12 protein-coding genes, 4 tRNA genes and 1 pseudogene are annotated in these 15474 nt (G+C 65.7%); 8 read left to right on the plus strand and 9 right to left on the minus strand.

The window, feature by feature from the left end; genetic code table 11:
* Window positions 1-21: 21 nt before the first annotated feature.
* A complete protein-coding gene (locus A5691_RS03170; RefSeq protein WP_067751606.1) occupies window positions 22-954 on the minus strand; it encodes a catalase family peroxidase in 933 nt (310 codons plus the stop codon).
* A gap of 17 nt (window positions 955-971) precedes the next feature.
* The gene (locus A5691_RS03175) at window positions 972-1760 is read right to left on the minus strand and encodes an SDR family NAD(P)-dependent oxidoreductase (protein WP_068014930.1); all 789 of its coding nucleotides are present in this window, start codon (window positions 1758-1760) and stop codon (window positions 972-974) included.
* Between the two features lie 196 nt (window positions 1761-1956).
* Between A5691_RS03175 and A5691_RS03180 the strand changes: the two genes are divergently transcribed.
* A complete protein-coding gene (locus A5691_RS03180; protein WP_068014933.1) occupies window positions 1957-2532 on the plus strand; it encodes a hypothetical protein in 576 nt (191 codons plus the stop codon).
* A 42-nt stretch (window positions 2533-2574) separates the two neighbouring features.
* Here the strand turns inward: A5691_RS03180 and A5691_RS03185 are convergent, their stop codons facing one another.
* On the minus strand, window positions 2575-3165 hold the full coding sequence (locus tag A5691_RS03185) for a carboxymuconolactone decarboxylase family protein (protein ID WP_068014936.1): 591 nt from the start codon (window positions 3163-3165) through the stop codon (window positions 2575-2577).
* Between the two features lie 150 nt (window positions 3166-3315).
* On the opposite strand from A5691_RS03185, the gene A5691_RS03190 reads away from it, so the two are divergent.
* Window positions 3316-4875, plus strand: a complete 1560-nt coding sequence (locus A5691_RS03190; RefSeq protein WP_068014939.1) for a long-chain-fatty-acid--CoA ligase — start codon at window positions 3316-3318, stop codon at window positions 4873-4875.
* Window positions 4872-5660, plus strand: a pseudogene (locus tag A5691_RS03195) (MBL fold metallo-hydrolase). The gene A5691_RS03190 and the pseudogene A5691_RS03195 overlap by 4 nt, the downstream one beginning before the upstream one ends.
* On the opposite strand, the gene A5691_RS03200 reads toward A5691_RS03195, so the two are convergent.
* The 4 genes from A5691_RS03200 to A5691_RS03215 form a co-directional block, all read right to left on the minus strand.
* The gene (locus A5691_RS03200) at window positions 5655-6494 is read right to left on the minus strand and encodes an enoyl-CoA hydratase/isomerase family protein (RefSeq protein WP_068014941.1); all 840 of its coding nucleotides are present in this window, start codon (window positions 6492-6494) and stop codon (window positions 5655-5657) included. The pseudogene A5691_RS03195 and the gene A5691_RS03200 sit on opposite strands and share 6 nt — an antisense overlap.
* A gap of 51 nt (window positions 6495-6545) precedes the next feature.
* Entirely contained in the window at window positions 6546-6839 is a 294-nt protein-coding gene (locus A5691_RS03205) for a hypothetical protein (protein ID WP_067783469.1), read from the minus strand.
* 32 nt (window positions 6840-6871) lie between these two features.
* Entirely contained in the window at window positions 6872-10129 is a 3258-nt protein-coding gene (locus tag A5691_RS03210; protein ID WP_068014945.1) for a serine/threonine-protein kinase, read from the minus strand.
* 114 nt (window positions 10130-10243) lie between these two features.
* A tRNA-Val gene (locus tag A5691_RS03215) sits at window positions 10244-10318 on the minus strand.
* A 178-nt stretch (window positions 10319-10496) separates the two neighbouring features.
* Between A5691_RS03215 and A5691_RS03220 the strand changes: the two genes are divergently transcribed.
* The 3 genes from A5691_RS03220 to A5691_RS03230 all read left to right on the plus strand — a co-directional run bounded on the left by A5691_RS03220 (window position 10497) and on the right by A5691_RS03230 (window position 10759).
* Window positions 10497-10569 (plus strand) — tRNA-Gly (locus A5691_RS03220).
* Window positions 10570-10597: 28 nt separating this feature from the next.
* Window positions 10598-10671, plus strand: a tRNA-Cys gene (locus tag A5691_RS03225).
* A 13-nt stretch (window positions 10672-10684) separates the two neighbouring features.
* Window positions 10685-10759, plus strand: a tRNA-Val gene (locus A5691_RS03230).
* A gap of 249 nt (window positions 10760-11008) precedes the next feature.
* On the opposite strand, the gene A5691_RS27805 is transcribed toward A5691_RS03230, so the two are convergent.
* On the minus strand, window positions 11009-11530 hold the full coding sequence (locus tag A5691_RS27805; protein ID WP_156675492.1) for a hypothetical protein: 522 nt from the start codon (window positions 11528-11530) through the stop codon (window positions 11009-11011).
* Between the two features lie 456 nt (window positions 11531-11986).
* On the opposite strand from A5691_RS27805, the gene A5691_RS03235 reads away from it, so the two are divergent.
* Both A5691_RS03235 and A5691_RS03240 read left to right on the plus strand, forming a co-directional pair.
* Window positions 11987-13330 (plus strand): AAA family ATPase, encoded by a 1344-nt coding sequence (locus A5691_RS03235; RefSeq protein ID WP_068014948.1) that lies wholly within the window; start codon window positions 11987-11989, stop codon window positions 13328-13330.
* Window positions 13327-14190 carry a hypothetical protein gene (locus A5691_RS03240; protein ID WP_068014951.1) on the plus strand — a complete coding sequence of 288 codons (864 nt, stop codon included), beginning with the start codon at window positions 13327-13329 and terminating at the stop codon, window positions 14188-14190. Before A5691_RS03235 ends, A5691_RS03240 begins: the two co-directional genes overlap by 4 nt.
* A 244-nt stretch (window positions 14191-14434) precedes the next feature.
* Here A5691_RS03240 and A5691_RS03245 read toward each other — a convergent pair whose 3' ends face one another.
* A complete protein-coding gene (locus tag A5691_RS03245) occupies window positions 14435-15415 on the minus strand; it encodes a DUF6602 domain-containing protein (RefSeq protein ID WP_156675493.1) in 981 nt (326 codons plus the stop codon).
* Window positions 15416-15474: the final 59 nt, after the last annotated feature.

Here is a 15474-nt window from a genome sequence, read left to right on the forward strand (position 1 = left end):
GTGCGGGCGGGGGTTTCCCGGTCAGGCGGGCGGCGCCTCGGCCCCGCGGTCGACGCCGGTGCGTAGCTTGACCGACGCCGAATACGCGAGCGTCCGGAAGTGCAGGACCGGGTCGTCGGAGGGTTCGATGCCGTCGGTCACCCGCATCGGGTCGAACACGACGATGTCGCCGCCGTGTTCGCGTTGGGTCTCCAGGCCGGTGATCTCGATGGTGCCGACGGTCGCGATCTGAGTGCTCTGCCATGCCGCGGACGGGTCGACCGTGGAGTCGGCGGGACCGGCGATCTGCACGCGATATTCGAACCGCACCGGCCCGCTGTCCAGGCGCGCATTCAGCTCGTCGGTGAGGAAGTCCGCACCCTCGCCGTGGGCGGCCGACGCGGACAGGTAGTTCTGCGCGGCAGCCGGAACCAGATGGTAGCGAACGAATCTGGCGCTGCCGTCGGCGGCGACCCAGCGGAATGCGTGCAAGCCGTGGTATTCGGTGGTCGCGTAGCTGGCCGGGATCTTGTTGGCGTCGCGCACCACCGGCAGCGCGCCGAGCAGCCGCGGATGGGTGAGGAAGTATTTGGCCATGCGCAGCGGCGTGGTCAGGCCGGGCCGCATCGCCTTGAGCAGATCGACGAATCCGTCGGGCGTGCTCGAGACGAACAGCCGGGCGGTCTGCGTCGACACGTCGGTGGTGGAGCCGTCGGGCAGCGTGAACTTCACCGCCATGCCGCGGATCCCCGGCACATTGTCGCGCTGCTTGGGATTGCCCGCGCCATTGGAGAATCGGATCAGCGCCGGGACCGTCGAGCCGTCGAGATGCTTTGCGCGCGAAAGCATGACCGCGTCCGGGGTCGCGGTGAACGTGCCGCGGTAGAGCGTGCCTTTGGCGTGCAGCGCGCGACAACCCGGCTGGGCACCGCCGGTGCCTCGGATCGCCTCGATCGCCTCGTCGGGAGTGACCATGCGCGAATCTTAAAGCGCTATTCGGGAAAGCCGAAGAGTTTCACGACACCGTGATCGCGGCCTGCGGTGTAGCCGCCGTCGACGGCGATTGCCTGGCCGCTGACGAAGGAGGCGTCGGGCGACAGCAGGAACGCCGCCATGGCCGCGACCTCCTCCGGCTGCCCCAGCCGTTGCAGGGCGTGTTCTTCGGTGATGGAGTGCAGCGGGCCCTCCATGCCCGGCAGGCCGAACACGCTTTGCGCCATCGGCGTTTCGATGAAGCCGGGGCAGATGGCGTTGGCACGGATGCCGCTCGGTCCGTAGTCGAGCGCGATGTTCTTGGTGAGCAGGACGACGCCGCCCTTCGCCGCGTTGTACGAGCTGCCACCCGCCGTGCCTTCCAGGCCCTCGACGCTGGCGACGGTCACCAGCGAACCCCGTTCGCCGTCGACCCGGGGTTGCTCGATCATCCGGGCCAGCGCCGCCTTGGCGACCAGGAACGTGCCGGTCAGGTTGATCCCGATGACCCGGTCCCACTCGGCCCTGTCGAGCAGGTGGACCGGGCCGCCGCCGGCGACCCCGGCGGCGTGCAGCACGCCGTCCAGGCGGTCGGGCACGGCGGCGAGCACCGCAGCGATCGCCGCCTCGTCGGTGACGTCGGCGGCGACGAACGTGAACCCCGGCCCCAGGTCGGGCGCGGCGGTCAGGTCGGCGCCGATCACCGTGCCCCCTTCGCCCAGTAGGCGCCGCGCGGTCGCCAGGCCGATTCCGGACGCGGCGCCCGTCACGACGAAGGTGCGGGAGCGGGCACGGTCAGGGTTCGCCACGTCTGGTCCCCTCGGTCGAAGGTCGGTTGGGCCGCAGACATGTTGACACACCGGTCCGCCACCGAAGCCGGTTTCGATAGAGGAGAGCTATCACCAAATAGTGCCGCGGTCTTGGACACCGGCCCGCTTGCGGGGAGATCGTTAGAACCGGCGGGCGAATCCCCCCGTTCGCCCAGAGCCTGAGCAGGAGCCACACATGTCGACCCCCCAGCCAATACGCCCGCGGCGGGCAGCCGCCGGCCTGGCCGTCGCCACCGCCGTGACGGCGGCGGTCGTCCTCTTCCCCACCACCCATGCGGCGCCGGTGCGGCTCGTTTCGGCCGATCCGGTCGATGTTGCCGACGGCGTCTCGATCGTCCCCGCGCCCGGCTGGACGCTCGGGCACCGCGGGCCGAATTGGGTGGCGCTCAGCAACGCCGACGGCAGTGCGCAGCTGCGGGTCGCGGTCAAGCCCGCCGGCGCGACGGATGTCGGTGCGGTGTTGCAGGCCGACATGAGCGAGTACGCGTCATCTTCCGGCCTGGGCGACATGAAGACTTTGACCGCGCCGGACACCCGGCCGCTGCAGAGCGCGAACTTTCAACAGCAGGCGTCCATCGACTACACGGCCGACGTGCCGGCCCCGGAGGGCCCGATTCCCGTCCTGGGCACGTTCACCGAGCTGCTGAACACGTCCAACCAGCGGTCGGCGTTCATCGACTTCCGGCAGAACAACAACGCGACCCCGCAGGCCGTGGACGACGGCGGGATGATGATCCGCTCGATGGAATGAGGGATGCGAACTGGTTCAGGCGAATCAGCAAGGCGTGCAGTACTATTCGCCGTCCCCCTCGCGTCCCGGAACCGACGCATCGAACGCGTTGAGGGTGACGGCCACCATCGAGAAGCAGCCGACAAGAAAAACGATTTCGGCGAGGCCTTGCTCACCGAACGTACGTCGCGCCGCCTGGTACGTCGTCTCGGCCAGCGCCCCGCCACGGTTCAGCGCCGCCGCCATGTCGTAGGCGACCGCCTGGTCACTGCTGAGGTCGCTGGGCCGCTCGCCGGCGGCGATGGTCGCGATCGTCCGGTCGGGCAGCCCCGCGCGTCGGGCGAAGTACTCGTGGCCATAGATCTCGTAGCGAGCACCGAACTTGGCGGCGGTCACCAGGATCACCAGCTGGTGGACCGTGGCGGGCAGCACGCTGTGCTCCCATAGCGCCTTGTTGAAGGCCCAGGCCGGCTTCCCGAAATTCGGGAAATGCAGCCAGCCGTTGAAGGGGCCGATAAGGGCACCGTCCTCGCGGCGGGCGATGAGTTCCCCGAAGTGGTCTTCGATCATCGCCGCCATGTCGTCATAGAGCTCCCGTTGATCAGCGCTCAACGTGGCCGGTGGCAGTGGTGGCAGACGCGTCCTTGCTGGCATGGCTCGATCGTGCGACCGCGGCGACCGTTGCGCCAGGACTTGTTGGTGACCAGTGGTAGGCGGAACCTCCCAGCGGACCGGGCAGGCCGCCCGCACGTCCTGGCATGATCGCTATCGCAGAATGGAGCAAACCGACCTCGGAGGGGCCTCATGCCACCAGCCGACACCACGGCGCACACCACGGAGACGCTGGCGGGATTCGTCGATCGGCACGCACAGCAGCGGCCCGACGCCGTCGCGATCCGCTACGGCGAATTGGAGTGGTCCTGGGCCGACTGGGCCGCGCGAATCCGCCGTGCGGCCGGCGCGCTGCGCGCCGCCGGTGTGCGGCGCGGTCAGAGCGTCGCGTTCCTGGACAAGAACCACCCCGCCTGCCTCGAGGTGCTGTTCGCCGCGGCGTCGATCGGGGCCGTGACCACCGTCGTCAACTGGCGCGCGATGGGCGACGAACTCGTGCACGTGCTCGACGACAGCGGGGCGCGGCTGCTCTTCGTCGGCGCCGAGCTGCGGGCCGCGGCCGAGGCGGCCGCCGCACGCGCGCCGGGGGTGGAGCGCATCGTCGTGGTGGGTGACGAGTACGAATCCCTGCTGGCGGCCGCGTCTCCCACGGAGCGCGACATCGACGTTCACGAGAGCGAAACCGCGCTGGTGATCTACAGCTCGGGCACCACGGGGCGCCCGAAGGGCGTGTTGCTGAGCCAGCGGGCGCTGGTCAACCACGCGGCGAACCTGGCGCCGGCCTTCCCCTTCGACGACGGGGACGCGAACCTCGTCGCCATGCCGCTGTTCCATGTCGGCGGAATCGGCTACGCGCTGTTCGGGATTCGGGCCGGTGTGCCCACCATCATGACCCGCGAACCCGACGCCGCCGCCCTCACGGGCGCCGTGCGGGCCGGCGCCACCCACGCCTTCTTCGTCCCGCCGGTGATCGCCCGGTTCCTCGACGCCGGCGAGGCGGCGCACGCCACGATCGCCGGCCTGCGCTACATCGTCTACGGGGCCGCGCCGATGCCGCTGCCGCTGCTGCACCGGGCGCTGTCGACCTGGCCCGACACCCGTTTCGTGCAGGTGTACGGCCAGACGGAGCTGTGCGGGGCGGTCACCGCGCTCAGCGACGACGACCACCGCGATTCCGCGCGCCCACACCTGCAGCTGGCGGCCGGAAAGGCGGTGCTGGGCACCGAGATTCGGGTGGTGGATCCCGAGACGGGCGCCGCGGTGGCCGCCGGCGAGGCGGGCGAGATCTGGGTGCGGAGCAACCAGAACATGACCGGCTACCTGAACCGGCCGGAGGCGACCGCCGAGACGATCACCGACGAGGACTGGGTGCGCACCGGCGACGTGGGGCGCCTGGACGCCGACGGCTACGTCTACATCGAAGACCGCCTGAGGGACATGATCATCACCGGCGGCGAGAACGTGTACGGGCCCGAGGTGGAAAGCGTGCTCATCGAGCACCCCGCGATCACCGACGCCGCGGTGATCGGTGTACCCGACGACTTCTGGGGTGAATCGGTGAAGGCGATCGTCGTGGCCGACACCGAGACCGACGCGCAAGACGTCATCGACTTCTGCCGTCAGCACCTCGCCGGCTACAAGTGCCCGAGGACGGTGGACTTCGTGGAATCGCTGCCCCGCAACGCGAGCGGGAAGATCCTGAAAGCCGCTCTGCGCGAACCGTATTGGCGCGAGCGGGGACGGGGCATATGAGCGCCGCGGTCGACGCGCAACGGCGCGACCGTGCGATCAGTGTGCTGGGCGGACCGACCACGGTGGTCGACATCGCCGGCCGGCGGATCGTGATGGACCCGACGTTCGACCCGCCCGGTGTGCACGCCTACCTGACGAAGCTCGCCGGGCCTGCGGTGAACGCCGACGCGCTCGGCCCGGTGGACGCGGTGCTGATCAGCCATGACTAGCACCCGGACAACCTCGACGACGACGGTCGCCGCATGGCCCTGGCCGCGCCGCTGGTGCTCACCCACCCCGGTGGCGCCGCCCGGCTGGGACCACCCGCGGTGGGGGTCGCGCCCTGGCAGACCTACGAGCTGTCCGGATCGCTTGCGGTGCAAGCGGTTCCGGCGGTTCACGGGCCGGCCGACGGGCAGCGCGACGCCAGCGGGCACGTCAACTGCGAGGTGACCGGCTTCGTGCTGTCCGGGCCCGGCCTGCCCACCGTGTACCTCAGCGGCGACAACGCCTCGATGGCGGCGGTCAAGGAAGTGGCCGACCGGGTGGGCGTCATCGACGTCGCGGTGCTGTTCGCGGGCGCGGCGAGCGTGCCGGCCAAGGAGCGCGGCCGGCCGCTGACGCTGACCTCGGCGCGCGCGGCCGCCGCCGCCGAGATCCTGGGCGCCCGCGTCGTCATACCCGCCCACGTCGACGGCTGGGCGCACTTCAGCGAGGGCGCCGGCGAATTCGCGGCGGCCTTCGACCAGGCCGGGATCGGCGACCGGCTGCGGGTCGCCCCGCACGGAGAGTGGATCGACCTATAGCCGTCCCTCGACCCGCAGATCGGGGTGCACCCAGTCGGGTGAACGGCGCTCCTTGAACGCGCGGAAACCCTCGCGGGCCTCGGCGTCGCTGAGGCTGCTGGTCATGCCGATGCGGTCATAGAGACCCAGGTAGCTGTCGATGCTCGACTTGATCACGCCGCGGGCCCGCGGCGCGGTCCGACAACACTGCGCGAGCAGCTCTTTCGCGGTGTCCAGCAGGTCGTCGTGCGGCACGACGCGGGTGACCAGGCCCCAGTCCAGGGCCTCCGCGGCAGTCAGCACCCGCCCGGTGAACATCAGGTCGCGGGTGCGCACCGGCCCGATGACGCGGGTGAGCATCTGGCTGTAGTAGGTGTCGGCGTAGCCGCGGAACAGCTCGGGGACGCGGAAGGTGGCCCGTTCGCTGACGATCGACAGGTCGCTGCACAGCGCGATCTGGAACCCGCCGCCCTGGCACAGGCCGTTGACCGCGGAGACGACGGGTTTGGCCGAGGTGCGCACCGTGTCAAACGGCGTGACGTCCATGCCCAGCGCGCCGCCGAAGGTGATCCAGTTGTCGGTGGCTCCCCCGCCGCCCATGTCACCACCGGGCGCGAAGACATCCCCGGTCCCGGTGATCAGCAGCCCGGCCAGGTCCGGGTCCTCCGCGACACGTCCGACGGCGTAACGGATCCCGAAGTACATCGCGGGGGTCAGGGCGTTGCGCGCTTCGGGGCGGTCGATGGTGCACACCGCGATCGACCCGTGCCGCTCGAGGGTGAGATACGGCGTGCCGAGCCAATCCCCCTCCGGCGGGCGGGGGGTGTCGTGCTGGGCCGGGGGAACCTGGGCCACGGGATTCCTCTCATCGGTCGCTACTGTCGCTCTTACAGTAGCCGCCACGACCTACAGGTACGGCAGCGTGGCCGTCGCGCTGGCCGCGGACGCGTCGTCGATCAGGGTGGCCAGTTGGTTCTGCAGCGCGGTCGTGGCCTCGCCCACCGGCTTGTCGCAGAACCGGCATCGAGCGGTGAACCTGGGCTGGTCGTCTTCGTCCGGCCAGAAGCGGCGGGGCCCCACTTGGGCGCCCGGGTCGAAGGCGACCGCCTGATGGGGGGCCTCCTTGAGCAGCCTCCCGACGGGATGGCCTTGTGGGCACTCGAGTTTCAGGATTGCGATGCCTTCTTGGTTGCCTACCATGCTCCACCGTCCTTTGTGTGTGTTGTCTGCCGTCAGCCGAGGCCGGCGTCGATGAGCAGCCGCGGCAATCCGTGTTGGGCGCACTGGGCACGCACCAGCGCGAGGTCGTCGTCGGCGGGACGTCCGGCGGCGGTGAGGGTTTCGACCAGCAGCACGCGGGCCTGCAGGTTCGCCAGCGGCCGGGCGGCCGCGTCGATGCCGGCCAGCAGCGCGACGGCGTTCCGGCATGCCCGGTCGCGGTCGTCTCGGGCGCGGCTTCGGGCGAGCAGCCGGATGCCGGAGGCCGCGTCGAGCTCGGCGGTGACGGTGGCGATCCCGTTCCCGTCCCGGGGCACGTCGCCGGCGGCCCGCAGCCGGTCGGCCTCCGAGGGTTCGAGTTTCAGCCCCAGCCTGACCCGCTCGTGGTTGATGGCGGCCGCCAGGCGCGGCAGCCGCAGCTTCTCTGCCACCGCCATCCCGGCGTCGAGGCGGCCGATCGCCTCGTCGCGATCGCCCTGCGCGGCTTTGACTTTGGCGCCGACGACGTAGCGAGCAGCCAGGTAGTCCACCCCGCCGCCTTCCGGACCGAGGTGATAGCTCTCCTCCAGCAGCGCGGCCGACTCGTCCAATTCGCCTGTCTCGTAGAGCAATTCGCCGAGCACCGCGCCGGCGATGCGGGCCGCGTAGGAGTGCGAGCCCACGGCCGAACCGATCTCGAAACCCTCGCGGAACTTGCGCAGCGCAAGCGGGATGTCGAGCCGCTGGCGGGCTGCGATGCCGGCCCAGCTGCACGAGTAGACGGCGCCCACCGCGCCGACCTGCTCGTTGAAGGGCTCCGCCCACGCCAGGAGTCGTTGCGCGGCCGGCAGATCGAAGCGGTAGATCGCCGCGAACGCCAACGCGGTGGCGGCGGCCTGCGGCAGCACGGGACGCAGCTCGTCCGCGCGGGACACGACGTCGGCCAACAGTTCCTCCAGCCCGTCGGTCCGGTCGGCATAGATCTCGGCCACCGCCCGCACCACGCTGGCTTCCAGGGCCAGGTCCGCGCGCCTCGCCTCGGGCAGGTCCGCCCTGGCCAGCGCGACGGTGAAGCGCTCCAGCGCGGCCTCGGTGGCCTCGCTGCGGTGCAGCAGGATGTTGGCCCACGCCGACGCGAGCTGCAACAGCGGCCGGGAGACCACGAGCTGCGGGGGTAGCTTCTCGACGAGGCCCAGAAAGGTCGTCATGCGGGACTGGTTGATCAGCGCCCTGGTTTCCAGGCGCTCGACCAGGTCGACCGCGTGCGCGGTCTCACCCGCGGCCAGCGCGTGGTCGACGGCCTCGCTGATGTGGTCGTGCTCGGCGAACCACTCCGAGGCCGTGTGGTGCAGCTCGGCAAGACGATCGGGATCGTCGCGCTCGAGCCGGCGCCGCAAGAACCCCGCGAACATCTGGTGGTAGCGAAACCATTGCGGGGCATGATCAATGCGGCGCAGGAACAGGCCGCGCCGCTCGATGTCCTCGAGAATGGCGTGCCCGCCGCCGACTTCGGCCAGCACCGATGCCAGCTCACCGCAGATTCGTTCGGTGATCGAGGTCGCCATCATGAACTCGACCAGCTCGGGCTCCAGGGTGTCCAGGACATTCTCGGCGAGGAATTCTTCGACCGCCTCGTCGTCGCCGGCCATGCGGCTGACCAGGTCGCCTGCGTCGCCGCCGCCCCGCAGGGACAGCGTCGCCAGTTGCAGGGCGGCGACCCAGCCGTCCGTCGAAGCGGTCAGCGCCGCCACGTCCTCTCCGGCCAGCTGCAGCCCCGCGACGTCATTGAGCAGGGACCGCGCCTCGTCATTGTCGAAACGCAGCTTCTCGCAATCGATTTCGACCAGCTCGTCGCGGACTCGCAGCTTGCTCAACGTCACGGCGGGGCGCGACCAGCTGGTCACGACGATCTGCAGGTGATCACCCCCGTGCTCGATCAGGAAGCGCAGGGCGTCGATCGCTTGGGGGTCGGACACCCGCTGCCAGTCGTCGACGACCAGGGTGATCGGTTCGCCGAGGTCGTCGATCGCGTCGATCAGCGAGGTCAACACGAAGCGGGTCGCCTCGTCGCCGCGCTGTTCGAGCATCTGCTCGAGCGGTTCGGCGAGGGCGGGACGCACCCGCCGGATCGCGGCGAGCAGGTGGGCGAGGAACCACACCACGTTGTTGTCGTCGTCGTCCACCGTCAGCCAGGCCACCGTCACGCCGGCGGCGGTCAGTTCGGCGCGCCACTGGGCCACCAGGGTGGTCTTGCCGTATCCCGACGGCGCGTGCAGGAGGATCAGCCGCCGGCGCCCGGCCTCGCGGAGCAGCGCCATCAAGCGGTCGCGCGGGACGAGCGATCGAGTCGAGGCGGGGGGACGGAATTTCGTCGCCGGCGCCGGCGGCGTCGACGCGGTTTCGCGAGCGCGGTACGCGGCCGCCGGGACTGTCGATCCCGCCAGGTCGACCGGCACGACCATGGTGTCGACGGGGATCCGGTGACGGCGTTGCGCCTCGCGCAGTTGCTCGCCGTATTCGAGCGCGGTGACCGGCCGGCGCGTGGGGTCGCGCGTCATGCCGGTCTCGATCACGGCGACGACGTCGCCGGGCACGCCCCGTTCGGTGAGCATTTCGGTAACCGACCGGCCCATCGGCGGGTGGCCGGTGAGCGCGCAGAACAGCGTCGCGGCCAGCGAGTAGACGTCGGAACCGGTTGTCGGCGTGGCGCCTTCGAGTAGCTCGGGCGCGATGAACGCGGGGGAACCGATGACCACCCCGGCGCGGGTCTCGAACCCGCCGGCGATCCGCGCGAGGCCGAAGTCGGTCAGCTGCGGCTCGCCGTAGTCGGTCAGCAGGACGTTTCCCGGCTTCACGTCGCGGTGCAGAATGCCGGAGCGGTGCGCGGCCTCCAGCGCCCCGGCGAGCTTGACGCCGATGCTGAGCACCTCGGGCCAGGGCAGGGGACCCTGGCCGCTGACCAGGCCCCACAGCGACCCCTTGTCGTGGTAGGGCATGACGATGAACGGCCGGCCGCTGCGGGTGGTGCCGGCCTGCAGGACCGTGACGATGTGCGGGTGACCGGAGAGCCGGCCCATCGCGCGCTGCTCGCGCAGGAAGCGGTCGAGGTTGTCGGGGTCAAGGTCGTTGGTGAGTACCTTGACCGCCACCCGGCGGTCGAGCTCAGGCTGGGCGCAACGGTAGACGACCCCGAATCCCCCGCGCCCGATCTCCTCGACACCCTCGAAGTCGAGTTCCGCGGCGACCCCGGCGATCAGATCCTGCTGGATCGCCTCTGCGTCCACGTCGGCCATCGACGATCTCTGTCCTCGCGAGTAAGGCCGGTGCGCCTTGCACTGGTCGTGTCACCATATCGCGGAATGACCTGGGGCGATGGCGGGAAAATTTGGGCTCCAACAGCCAACTTGTGGTGGTCCCGGCTGGGATCGAACCAGCGACCTTCCGCGTGTGAAGCGGACGCTCTCCCACTGAGCCACGGGACCGGCGCCGAGAGGCGAACGACGTCGAAGACTAGCACGGACCGGCTCCCCAGTATGGGCCGCGTGCGCCTCTCGGGGTCTGCGCTAGCCTGGACGCGGCTCGTACCGAGAAATTTGTATGTGCCCGCTCACGTCGACTATCGTCGTGCTTCGCAACGGGCGACGATCTCGTCCGAGGCGCGCGGATGTAGCGCAGTTGGTAGCGCATCACCTTGCCAAGGTGAGGGTCGCGGGTTCGAATCCCGTCATCCGCTCGAAGGTGCAAGTGGCATCAACCCCAGCGGTGGAGTGGCCGAGTGGTGAGGCAACGGCCTGCAAAGCCGTGCACACGGGTTCGATTCCCGTCTCCACCTCCAGCTTTTGATCCCGGCGCGATTAGCTCAGCGGGAGAGCGCTTCCCTGACACGGAAGAGGTCACTGGTTCAATCCCAGTATCGCGCACCAGAGTTATTGCAGTTCACACGCTGTCCTTAGTTGAGCTTAGCAAGAAGCATGTAATACTCATGCAATAGCGCAAGCAGACAGCCATGGACGTCACACGCGCCGGGGTCAATGTCCACGACTGTCGTAGAGTGCGGCGCACCGTGGGCGGGCCGCGAACACCCGCAGCGATATCTCCGAGAACTCGCCGAGGCTGCAACCAATTCACCTGTCGTGGCGAATCAACTGCGTCTCGCTTTCCGAACCCTGCGCCTATTCTCGGTCCGCAGTAACCGATGCCTCGATATTGCTCGAACCATCAACAGTATCGTGTTGGGCCTTTGGCGCTTGAGCGTCCGAGAAGAATTTGGTGATGATGGTTTCAATTCGCCGTGTTGCTGAATCCCAACCAAAGCCAGACAGAAAGCCGACGGCCAAGTAGCCCAGGTTGGTTACCAAACCTGTATCGCTACTTGGCTTTCCGGAGAAGATGAGAAGTCCGCTCTGCAACAACGCGAACACAACCAGACCAAGCACACCGCCGAGCACAGGAGCAAACAAATACCCCCACGTGTGGCGTACATCGAATGAATTACGGACCGATACCCAGCGGTGGAATTTCACCATCCCGAGCACCCCAGCGCCGAGGATGCCGCCGAGCATGGCATGGAGCAGTCCGATCAGTCCGGCTGGTGGAGCCGAGCATGAAACGCCAAGTACAGTGCAGTCGGTGGAAGTAGTCCGTGTCAGTAGCGTAATCACCGCGCGAACCGCGAAGACGGTGTAGAGCAGCATCCAGGCAGCAAGTAATAGCTTTACTGCAAAGAGACCTACGAGACGAATTGCCGACAGCCTCCTGGCGCATCTGGGATCTCGGAGCTCCTGCATCGGCGCCCCCTCACTGCCGGCAACCGCTCGGTCCGACATAGAGCCCTCCCCTGCAGCCAAAGTTCCATGTGCGCTCGCACATTAGTCCACCCCTCAGGTTGGCGGACAGATGCCACGCCAGCGCTTCGCCAGGAGGCGTGGCAGCCGGATCCGGGCCATAACCTGTGGGGAAGCTCGCCCGGCTCCAAGCTCTCCGCCGAGACACGGTGGGGCACAGTCGCCGTATTACGTACCGATGCCACGGCGACACGCACTTCAGCGTCAGTCTCACATCCCTAGGGGCTGGTAGGCATGCTAGAAGTTGTATCTGGATCCAGCTAATCTCCGAATAGCCGAGGTCCTAGGCGCACGGGGAGGAAACTGATGGCTCGTATCACCAACATCAGCATCGTAGGCCTCCTGGACTACTTTGCGCATTCGATCGAGTTTCCGTCCGATTGGCGCTACATCCTTCTCTACGGCCCGAATGGTGTTGGCAAGACTCGGCTTTTAGAGATACTTCATGCGCTCTACTCCCGCGACTTCGACGCGCTTTACGAAGCACCTTTCGACAGTCTTAGTGTCACTCATGACGACAACTCTAAGCTTCTAATAACGCGCAGCGAACCCGAAGAAGGTAGCGGCATCGACGGCGGCCTATCGTTTACACTGACTTTCACATCCTCGGATAAGGTTTATACCGGCCATTACGAAGCCGGGGGGGACGAGCGATTGCGACGTTATCTGCTTGAGAACACCAGTTGGGAGCCAATTAGCGGCGGGCAGTGGAGAGACAGCCTTGATGGCGAGATCACCGACTTTCGCGACTTGTATTTCCGTTATGGACCTTCATCGGACATGCCAAGCGCGCGTATGGAGCGGGCTGCGAGAATGGATGAGCGTATAAACCAGCTAATTGAGGAAACGCCGGTTCATTTTATCGAGACGCAACGTCTTCTATATGACGATTTGCCGAATTTTCGCCCAGCCCGCCACAGAGAGGTAGCCCGCAGGCGTACGATTGATGCATATGCAGAGGACATAAAACAACAGATGGCGACGGCCCTCGCCGAAAACTCGCGTCGCACGCAACAACTAGATCGGTCCTTTCCGCGAAGATTGCTCGAGGATCCGCTAGCGCCTGTGGAAGACGCCAATATCATCCGAGAGCGGTACGAAGAGCAGAGTGCAAAACGGAGCCGTTTAGCCGAGTTGGGCCTCATTAATTCGGCTGTAGACGTGCCACTACCCGTTCGCAAGCTTAATGACTGGGAATTGAGAGTTCTCAATACATACTTAGACGACACGGACGACAAGCTGGAGACCTTCGACCACGTGGCGGCCAGAGTATCCCTGCTTGAAGAAATTGTTCATCGCAGATTTTTCAACAAAACGCTTCGCGTAAATATCCGCGAGGGAATCGTGGTGACACGGGATTCTGACGGAAGGATCATTCCCCCATCCAAGCTTTCATCGGGCGAACAGCATGAGCTCGTGTTAATGTACGACCTGCTGTTCAACGTCCCGCAAGGCGCTCTTGTCTTGGTCGACGAACCGGAAATATCGCTGCATGTCGCCTGGCAGAAAAGTTTTATACAAGATATCGACCGAATCGCTCAATTAGCAGACCTTCGCTTTATGATCGCAACACATTCTCCGCAGATCATTAACAAATCGTGGGACCGGACCGCAGAGTTGGGACCGCAGATAGCGGGTCACTACGAATGAGGGAGTCGCTCGACGGCGATACTGTTTTCGCCGGAATCAAGATGATGCGGCAGGTAGATCAACGCGCCATCGTGCTGGTCGAAGGCCAAGAAGATACCGCGTTGATTGATCCGCACCTAAATCAAGAAGCGTGCCGGTCGGAGATAGCTTTCGGCAAGCAAGCGGTGCTTAGAGCCGCTCACCTCGCGGAACTCAGCGGGTATTCAACTGTATATGCGGTTGTAGACCGAGACTTCGACTCCGAAACCGACCTTCAAGAATACGGTGGCCATATCTCAGTATCTGAATACTACGACATGCAAGTGGATATCTTTAGGCATTGTCCGGGCATTCTTCAGCGCCTGCTCGCCGCGCACGCTGATCGCGAGAAGCTGCGTAGTCACATGCACAGACTAGCAACCCGGGCGGATGATTTGCTTGTTCAGATAGCCGGCCGCGTTGGGGCATTGCGACTTCTATCGGTCAAGAAGACGCTGGGCATTCTGTTGAAGGACTTTCCTATGGCCCCGCTTATCGAGGCGCACGAAAACGGCGAACTTGTCGAGAAGATTTCCGTTATTGCCATAGGCCGTACAAAAGCCGTCGACAAGCCGACGGCGGCGGACCTTCAGTCCATGCTTGAGGCGACAATAGCAGAACATAATTTAGCATTGCTATGCGCAGGACACGACCTGGTTAATCTATTATCGGCACTCGCGAGCGGTCGTTGGGGAGGGCCATCTGGGTCCGACGCGATGGGTCGCGCCTACCGAAGCACGACTGATTGGGAGTGTTTCGCGAAGCTTCGAGTTTGCGCGGATTTGCGCACTTGGGGCGAGGAATCCGGCCTTGTAATCTGGGAAAGAGACCTAGTGTCGTAGTGTGTCCTGCCAGGAATTCAAGCCCGGCTAATCCCGGCCGACGATGCACCGTTATGGTCTCGACGCAAGCAGGCAAATCGCGCAAGGGCGTCCGAGCCTTCGGGTTGGAACTAAGGTACGAAAACGCGGACTCCAGGCCGTCGCCCGCCACTCTCGGTTGTCCGAAGCTGATCAGGCTGACCCATCGGGCCGATTCCGGGTCGCGGTCATCGCGGGACGCCTTAGTTCTGAAACTTTCCAGCGCCTACAGGCCTGGCGACGGCGGCTTCGCAATGGGATCGACTTGAGGAATGAACGCTAGCCCCCCTTGATAGGGCTTGTAACTTTGTCCGATGCCGTAAAAATTGGGTAGGTCCGTAGGATCCTCTAAGATCGAGTTGGTGGCATGACCATATAGTCTGGCTACTAAGGTCCCGAGCGGCGATTCCTCGGAGTGGCCACTCGACTCGATAAGCATCAATGGTTCGACGCGATCGTCGGGTCCCATGAACTTCGCGATTTGCGCTTGGGTGGACCCTTCTGGGACCCAGCCCCAAAAGAAGCACGCCTCGCCGAGTACGCACAGACAGTGAACCATCTGGTCTCGATCTGGGTGAAGCCGCTGGTTGATCTTGATAAATCGGGCTACCAATTCGTTCAGGCTGTCATCCGCTAGGCGTATCCCCACAACTGCTGTAAACAACGGATTGGTTAGGTCGACGTTCCCAGGCAGGCCATCAATCCGTCTATTCTCCGTCACCTGGCTTCGTGGAACGACAGGCCGGCGGAGCCTACTGCAAGTAACCAGCTTCGCCATCGCCGCGTCAAGGACCGAAATGCTTAACGATTGCTTGACCTCAAGAACCGCGTACGCGCCTTCGACCGGCATAACCCGCTGGCGATCAGTCGTCGTAGGCGGCGGCTTGATAAGAGGGAACCAAGTGTCATTGAAGATGACGACATCGCAATCACCGGCAGTATTGCCATCCCGGTCCGACACGGCCCCACAAGTTACTTCGTATCGACGAGGGAGGATCTTTGCGAGCTCTTCGCGAAAGATGGCCTCAATTGGCAGCCCTGCCGAAAAGTTGTACTGGCCCATCTTGATCTCGGCAAGCGCCCGGACACCGAGCATCAGTTCCACCCATTTGCAACGCTCGTAGAAGGCTCGCTGCATACGTTCAGTCGATGGCTTCGGCTGTGCGCCATTCAGGAGTATGTCGATGTCGTCTGGCGGGTTAGTCATGTTCTATTAATCCTCACGGTGAACTACGAAACTTGAGTGTTGCTACCAGTGGCGTTACC

Origin of the sequence: Mycobacterium sp. E183 (genome assembly GCF_001667735.1) — a bacterium.
In the GTDB taxonomy this organism is placed as follows: Bacteria; Actinomycetota; Actinomycetes; order Mycobacteriales; family Mycobacteriaceae; genus Mycobacterium.

What these genes read in the sequence shown, in the direction of transcription:
- A5691_RS03170 (WP_067751606.1), bottom strand. Translation starts at nt 954, where the DNA reads ATGGTCACTCCCGACGAGGCGATCGAGGCGATCCGAGGCACCGGCGGT.
- A5691_RS03180 (WP_068014933.1), top strand. Translation starts at nt 1,957, where the DNA reads ATGTCGACCCCCCAGCCAATACGCCCGCGGCGGGCAGCCGCCGGCCTG.
- A5691_RS03185 (WP_068014936.1), bottom strand. Translation starts at nt 3,165, where the DNA reads ATGCCAGCAAGGACGCGTCTGCCACCACTGCCACCGGCCACGTTGAGC.
- A5691_RS03190 (WP_068014939.1), top strand. Translation starts at nt 3,316, where the DNA reads ATGCCACCAGCCGACACCACGGCGCACACCACGGAGACGCTGGCGGGA.
- A5691_RS03205 (WP_067783469.1), bottom strand. Translation starts at nt 6,839, where the DNA reads ATGGTAGGCAACCAAGAAGGCATCGCAATCCTGAAACTCGAGTGCCCA.
- A5691_RS03210 (WP_068014945.1), bottom strand. Translation starts at nt 10,129, where the DNA reads ATGGCCGACGTGGACGCAGAGGCGATCCAGCAGGATCTGATCGCCGGG.
- A5691_RS27805 (WP_156675492.1), bottom strand. Translation starts at nt 11,530, where the DNA reads ATGCTGCTCTACACCGTCTTCGCGGTTCGCGCGGTGATTACGCTACTG.
- A5691_RS03235 (WP_068014948.1), top strand. Translation starts at nt 11,987, where the DNA reads ATGGCTCGTATCACCAACATCAGCATCGTAGGCCTCCTGGACTACTTT.
- A5691_RS03240 (WP_068014951.1), top strand. Translation starts at nt 13,327, where the DNA reads ATGAGGGAGTCGCTCGACGGCGATACTGTTTTCGCCGGAATCAAGATG.
- A5691_RS03245 (WP_156675493.1), bottom strand. Translation starts at nt 15,415, where the DNA reads ATGACTAACCCGCCAGACGACATCGACATACTCCTGAATGGCGCACAG.